Source organism: Bacillus sp. (in: firmicutes) (assembly GCA_012842745.1).
In the GTDB taxonomy this organism is placed as follows: domain Bacteria; phylum Bacillota; class Bacilli; order Bacillales; family Bacillaceae_J; genus Schinkia.
The window spans coordinates 1-7,116 of the sequence record DUSF01000043.1 but is presented as its reverse complement, the minus strand read 5'-3'; the positions used below and the strand labels follow the sequence as shown (position 1 = coordinate 7,116).

7 protein-coding genes and 1 rRNA gene are annotated in these 7,116 nt (G+C 32.4%); 6 read left to right on the top strand and 2 right to left on the bottom strand.

Annotated features, from left to right (window positions below; genetic code table 11):
* Positions 1-381: 381 nt before the first annotated feature.
* Positions 382-876, bottom strand: a complete 495-nt coding sequence (locus GX497_11190) for a hypothetical protein (GenBank protein ID HHY73759.1) — start codon at positions 874-876, stop codon at positions 382-384.
* A 320-nt stretch (positions 877-1,196) separates the two neighbouring features.
* On the opposite strand from GX497_11190, the gene GX497_11185 reads away from it, so the two are divergent.
* The 6 genes from GX497_11185 to GX497_11160 all read left to right on the top strand — a co-directional run bounded on the left by GX497_11185 (position 1,197) and on the right by GX497_11160 (position 6,944).
* The gene (locus GX497_11185) at positions 1,197-2,111 is read left to right on the top strand and encodes a hypothetical protein (GenBank protein HHY73758.1); all 915 of its coding nucleotides are present in this window, start codon (positions 1,197-1,199) and stop codon (positions 2,109-2,111) included.
* Positions 2,112-2,636: 525 nt separating this feature from the next.
* Positions 2,637-3,152, top strand: a complete 516-nt coding sequence (locus GX497_11180) for a hypothetical protein (GenBank protein HHY73757.1) — start codon at positions 2,637-2,639, stop codon at positions 3,150-3,152.
* A gap of 21 nt (positions 3,153-3,173) precedes the next feature.
* Positions 3,174-3,635 carry a hypothetical protein gene (locus GX497_11175; GenBank protein HHY73756.1) on the top strand — a complete coding sequence of 154 codons (462 nt, stop codon included), beginning with the start codon at positions 3,174-3,176 and terminating at the stop codon, positions 3,633-3,635.
* A 92-nt stretch (positions 3,636-3,727) separates the two neighbouring features.
* Positions 3,728-3,889 carry a competence pheromone ComX gene (gene comX, locus GX497_11170; protein ID HHY73755.1) on the top strand — a complete coding sequence of 54 codons (162 nt, stop codon included), beginning with the start codon at positions 3,728-3,730 and terminating at the stop codon, positions 3,887-3,889.
* Between the two features lie 99 nt (positions 3,890-3,988).
* Entirely contained in the window at positions 3,989-6,316 is a 2,328-nt protein-coding gene (locus tag GX497_11165) for a hypothetical protein (protein HHY73754.1), read from the top strand.
* Positions 6,291-6,944, top strand: coding sequence for a response regulator transcription factor (locus GX497_11160; GenBank protein HHY73753.1), 654 nt, complete (start codon positions 6,291-6,293; stop codon positions 6,942-6,944). The genes GX497_11165 and GX497_11160 overlap by 26 nt, the downstream gene beginning before the upstream one ends.
* Before the next feature lie 49 nt (positions 6,945-6,993).
* On the opposite strand, the gene rrf is transcribed toward GX497_11160, so the two are convergent.
* Positions 6,994-7,110: ribosomal RNA gene (rrf, locus tag GX497_11155) — 5S ribosomal RNA — on the bottom strand.
* Positions 7,111-7,116 lie beyond the last annotated feature (6 nt).

Sequence of the window (7,116 nt, the reverse complement as noted above, 5' to 3'; positions counted from 1 at the left end):
ATCCTTTGTTCCCATTCAATTCTTAGTTCAGATTTATTCATCGCAAAACCTCCGCAAAATTTGATCTTTAGAAGATTATCGCATATAAAAAAGCGCCAAACCATGTGGGGATAGTTTGACGCTTACCTATAATAAAATGTAAACAAAAAGAGTAGCACACCTCTGCTACTCTTTTTGTTTTGCTTGGCAAAGTCCTACGCTTATCTTTTTGAAATTATTTCATATAGTTTTTTAAAGTCAAGTACCCCATATATCACGAAAAATATTACAACATAACTCAAGAAATCAATTAGTAGCGAATTGGAATCGATGATATTAGTACCTTTTAGTATCCTTTGAATTACCAACGAAATAAATGCTGCAAGAGCAATCATTAAAATATTACGGAGCAATAACTTCACACACCGTCCTTGTCACAGAATTGTAATTTCTGTATGAATCACAAAACTTTTTAGCCCCATAATCTAACAATTTATCGGCTAGCCAAGTAAGACCCGCAGCCACTAATACCTCTGCAGCCCAAACTAGCAACGGTGCCACTGCTAATTGATTGGATGATCCAGCTTCTACTTGAGTATTATATAAAGCTTCTGCCTCATCACTAGACAAGCCTTTAAAATAAACGCTCATTTGTCGGGCTGTTTGTTGATCTAGACCTAACGAAATCGCTTTACCTTCATCAAATTCAAATACCCCCGTATCTTCTTGATAATTTGATGAATTATAAATAGCTGCAGCAAGTTGTTCGGCTTTTTCTTTAGAATCTACTTCAGTTGTAACAGCAAGGGGTCTAATAGAAAAAGAAACCAACAACGTAAAAACTAGACTTAATACAAAAATCAACTTACCTTTTTCCCTATTAAGTATCATCTCCATATTTAAAGCCTCCCATAATATAGTAAATTAAATTTCAAAACAATAAAACTAATATAATGGAGCCCCATTTTCAAAATATGAATATTCACTTAACAGTTTATAATCTTTGGAAGACATTGTCACCGATTTTATTGTGTGATATTCTCCCTTTTTAATTTCGTTTTTTTACTATATTACCATTCGGTTGTGACAATTTTTTTAATAATTTATTAGTTTAAAAGTCCAGTCAAAGCTATTTATTTGTTTTTGTTATTTAGCGATTGGTAAAATCTCAGTAAATGGGATATTTGCCCCATTCCATACTTTAGGAGGAAATGATAATGAAAGAACAACTCATTCAACTTATGAAAAACCAAATTTTTGCTATAGAAAATCAATTACTAAAGCAGCAAATGCTAGATTATTTCGAATTTAAATCTCAAACTAACTTTCCTTTTGCGGAATTAGTTGTATCCCATTACAAACTTTTCGGTGGGGTTTCCCAGTCAATTATAAAGGTTGCCTATGGTGTAGAGTTAATGATTTTATCCTTTGATATTTTTGATGATATTGAAGATCAAGACTGTTCACGAGCACCATGGAATAATTCGAAACCTGAGTTGGCATTAAATACTGCTACAGTTCTTTTTCATCTAAGTCACATGGTCTTAGATAAAGCCTTTCTTGAATTTGAACAAGGACAAGCAGCTAAAGAACTTTTTAATCAGTTCACGCTACATTCAATCAATGGGCAACATCAGGATTTGCAAAACACTGTAAAAAATGAACAGGAATACTTCGAAGTAACAAAAAGAAAATCAGGTGCTTTAGTTTCCTTGGCATGTTCAATCGGAACAGTTTTAGCCAATGATACCTTTATAGAAAAAATCATTGCCTATGGCTATTTACTTGGAATCACATCTCAAATTCAAAATGACATTGAAGATGTTTTAAGAAATGATGAAAAAAATGATCTGCTCTATAAGAAAAAAACCTTACCTACTATTTATCTTCTTAATGATAAAAGAAAAGACTTTAAGATTGTACAAGATTACTATAAGGGCATTGTGTCTTACGAAGCTATGAAGGAAATACAACAGGATTTAATAGAAAAAACAAAAACCTCGGGAGCTGTTGAATATGCAAATGTTCATTTATATCTTAAACAGCAGGAAGCGATAAAATTAATTGAAGAGTCATCACTTCCGCAATATGTAAAAGAACAATTAATTCAACAAGTACTACCCAATCAATGACAGACATGTAATTGCGAGTTTCCTTGTAGGATGTACTGTAAAGGAAACTAATAACTAACAAGGAAATAGCACAGTAAAGGAAGTAGCGCAGTAAGCTGAATCACAGTAGGTGTCTCACTCTATTCAATATTCATCTCGTCACTTCTACATGTGATGAGGTGAATGCAAATAAATTTTCAAGGAGGAAAAACGACGAACATGGGGAGGATATAAATATTATCGTTCTGATAACAAATACTCGGGCATTTTCCAATGATGCCGATATCCTTAACAAAGACATTTCCGCAGATGAACAAAAAATTATTCCCCGAACAATCACTGGAAGAAAACCACATAAAAAAGGCGTGAAATCGCATAAAAAGAGCGGTGCAAAGTTCTGAAAAGTCTCGTAAACTAATAAGTAAATATATTCAAAGTTTTAAATGGGGCTCCGAACATATTTAAATAAAGACTTAGAAAGTCAATTGAAAAATACCGTTTTTTTTTGGAAAACTCTTACACTACTAATCCGCGAGGAGATTTGTTATGAAACTTAATAAACTTATTATTTGTTCAGTTATTTCTTTATCTTTTAGTTCAGCAACGGCAGTGTTTGCTGACACACCTAGTACACAAACCCTAATAGAGCAAAATAATTCTGAAATGTTTTATCAAGCAGTTGAAACCGATGTTGAAAATGAGTATTTATTACAACCTATTACTAATAAAGGACGCTCACTCTCTACTGGTACCATAAGTCAGTTTTTAACTGAATATGAGGAGGGCGCGTCTACTGATGAGGCTATACATACTTTTGATAATAAGGGAGTTTTTTCAAACCACACAAAAGCCACAGTAACCATCATTAGAAATCCTAACTTAAATTTAAGAGTAACTCTTATTGATAGAGAAACGGGAAGAGAGGTAGATTCTACAGTTTTCAATAAGACTACAGGTTCATTTACTTTTTATCTAAATTCAAGTCTTACGCAATATAAAATATACATCGGGAATAAAAGCAATGTATCTGGACAAATCCAATATTCAATTAAGACTTCTTAATTAATTGGATGTGATACATTTATGAAAACAAAAAATATATATACGATTGCTTTAGTAGCAGTAGTACTAGTAGTGCTACTACTACTTTTTTTAAAACCGATTGTTATATTTAGTGACTCAAAAGTTCTCATGTTAGATTCAAACTCGAGGTTAGCTGTTGAGAATAGTTACATTGACTTAATTCATTTCAAACTGGAAGATGAAATTGTGAGAATAGATTTAGTAACTCCGCTTGGAAATTTTGATGATTATACAACTTGGAAAGAAGATAATAAAGTGAAACTCTATATTGCTAATAGAGAATATCCTCTCTTTGTTAATATATCTTCGGAAAGTGGTGGAATGGAACAAGGCACTACAAATTATATTTCTTTATTCGGAGAGGTTGCTGACATACCAACTCAAAATGATACAATTACTTTAAAAATACCTGTAGGTAAAATGAAAATTAACTATGTAGAGAAGCACAAATTGTATTACTAATGAATAATATAGTTCGGTGAAATAATCAATCATTCATGCTATAGTCATACTTGAATGTCCGTCACTATACCAATGATTGAGGAGGAAATACAATGGTAGAAGAACTTATACGTCATTTAGCTCAAAACCCAGATATATTAAAAGGAGTCACACAAGGAACCGTTAGTTTGATCGGAGCGACTCAGGATGAAACAAATGCTATTATTAATGTTCTAAGTGGAAATATAATAAAACCAACGGGACATTGGAATTAGAGCCATTAGGCTCTTTTTTACTGATAAGTATCCCTTTTCTACCTTTCTGAAACAAAATTTGGTAAATTGTAGTTAATACGTTTTGGTGGGGGAAAAGTTATGAAAAAGTCTTTCATATATATCTTTTTAATAGCAGCATCATTAATAATATCTATTTATTTATCCAATGTTATTTTGAGTAATCCCTATATCGGGATTGATGTGAAACAAAATAGCGAGCAACAATGGGTAGTAACAGATTCCCATGGCTTGGCTAAAGACCTTGGAATTCGTAAAGGTGATGTCGTTGTTCAAATCAATAATTCCCCCCCTATAGAGCATTGGACTGTAGCTAAATATAGTTCTGTAGAAAGGGCCCATTCACTTGTCATTTCCGATGGTGAATCTTTTATTACTTATACAATAACCAGGAATCAAGGAAATACAATTTTATTATCCCATTTTATTTTTCCCGTTGCTTTTATGATGCTCATGATTATTTTATCAATCATACTTTTCCGAAGTAAAGAAAAGGAAAAGCCTTCACTTATAGTAACCTTCTTTCTTCTAAGCTACGGATTAGGTTCTTTAGCCTCAGGAGCATCCGCACGAGCGGATTTGGTAGGGAAAATTATTGTCGTTGGTGCTTTGCTATATTTACCAGTTGTTTTACTTCATTTTCTCCATACATATTTTAAACAGCATCAAATCCATTTTTGCAGTTCCAAGCTGTTTCTCATTCTGTATGGATGGAATACAATGATTCTTTTGAGCCAATGTCTATTTTTAGTCGTTGATTTAGGAAATTATTATAGTATTTTGAGAATGATAGAATTGTTAACATTTCTAGTAACTTTCGTTATTTGTCTATTTTATTACATTAAAGGTTATATACAATATAAAAATGGTGATTATAAACCTATTTTCCAACTCATTGCTTTAGGCCTAATAGTATCGTTTGTACCGATGATTATTCTTCATATTATCCCAATGGTTCTCAACTACCAGTCTATCATTAATGGAGATGTTGCTGGATTATTTATTTTTGCTTTGCCTTTAACACTTTTTTATTTAATAAGCACAGAGGAATTATTTGATATCGACTTTTTTATTAGCAGACTAGCCTATTATGCCTTCATTTCTTTAGGAACTACACCATTGTTTTTATGGGTTATTTCACTTTTTAAGCTTCAATTATCTATGTCTGAAATAGTTCAATTATTTATGATAATATATTTTACATCAATTTTCATTCTTTATTTGAAAGAAGAATCAGATTATCTGTTCCGCCAAAAGCTGTTTTTCGAAAGGCATAATTATCAATCTACCTTGTATCAATTTGTAAGCTATCTGTCCAATTCAGTGAAGAAGGCAGAAATCGAAACACATATTTTAAATGAAATTAAATCTGTGTTTAAAGTTAACAATGCAAATATAGTAGAATACGACATTAATAAACAAACTTTTTCGACAACCGTTCATTCTGATATTACTTCGTATATTCATGCATTATCTAAACAAAGGCTACCGATTGGGGAGTTGAAATTTATAGGTCAGACCTACGTATCCATAATCGGCGGCAATATGGAAAAAGTCTACCTTTTATTGTTAACAGGTAAAAGAAATCGTACCAAATTTAATAAAAATGAACGTGAATGGCTAAAAACTATTTCCTATCTAATTAATTTATCATTTGAGAACCTTCAGTTAGTTGAAGAACTTATTCAACAAATAGAGTATTTGCGGGACAAGAAAACAGCTCCGCCTTGGGTGTTGCGTTTGCTGTTTAACATTCAAGAACAAGAACGGAAAAAGTTTTCTACAGATATACACGACTCTGCCCTACAAACTCAATTATTTTGGTATCGAAAATTAGAAACGTTCTATGATGAACATAAATTAACAAAGACTCAGAAAAAAGAGTTAGAAGAAATCAAGGAAGGTTTTATGGATGTCATTTATGAAATAAGGCAAACATGCGATGAAATGATGCCCCCATTTTTGATAGAATTTGGACTAAGAAAAGCACTTCTTGATTTGGTTAATAAAGCACAAATGAGAAATTTGTTTATAGTGGATCTAGATACAACGAGATTACAAGATAATCTTGATAATGAATATTTTTTATTATTCTATCGAATCATTCAAGAACTTTTAAATAATGCAGCAAAACATTCCAAAGCGGATCGAATTCAAATTCAGTTGGAAAACATCAAAAACACCATTTGCCTGAATTATAGTGATAATGGGATAGGTTTTAATATAAACGAAGTGACCGAAAATCATTTTGGTCTATCTGGTATTTATGAACGGGTAAAAAGTGTTGAAGGCCAAATAGAGCTTGATTCAGAGATTGGACAGGGCGTTAAAGTAAAAATCATAATTCCTTTTGATAATCATTTAAGAGAAGAGGTTGGGAAAGATGACAAAAGTATTGCTGGTCGATGATCACACATCTGTTCAAGAAGGGACAAAAACCATGATTGAAGAATTAGAAAACATGGAGGTTACCGTAGCCATTAATGGGGCTGAAGCTTCACAAATTATATCTAACGAAGATTTTGATTTATATGTATTTGACCTCTTTTTACCTGATGTAACTGGATTAGCTTTAACAAGAAAACTAATTGTTAAAAAGCCAGATGCCATTATCCTGATACATACTGGTTACGAAATAGAACCTTATTTCAATAATCTCATAGACGCTGGAATATGTGGATTTATTAGTAAATCTGTATCAAAAAAGGTATTCCAAGCATCTATAAGTTTCGCATTGAAAGGAGTATCTTTACTACCTATAACACTTCTAAGGCAACTAAGAAGAAACGAAACCACGGCTGTTAATTCTAATGGTACTTACTTGGATATTTCGTTAACAGAAAAAGAAAAAGAAGTATTGTATGAAGTAGCTCGTGGAAAAACAAACTTAGAAATCTCTAATGAACTTAAAATTAGTCAACGAATGATTGAAAAGCATATATCTGTGATTTTGAGCAAACTAAATGTTAAATCAAGAATTGAAGCGGTTTCAATAGCAAAGGAATTAAAATTAGTACCAGATAAAATGTTAGATTGAAATATTTTTTATAGAAAAGAGTAGCATCTCTGCTACTCTTTTCTTGTTTGCTTGGCAACGTCCTACTCTCACAGGGGGACAGCCCCCAACTACCATCGGCGCTGAAGAGCTTAACTTCCGTGTTCGGCATGGGAACGGGTGTGACCTCTTCGCTGTCGTCACCAAACATTAT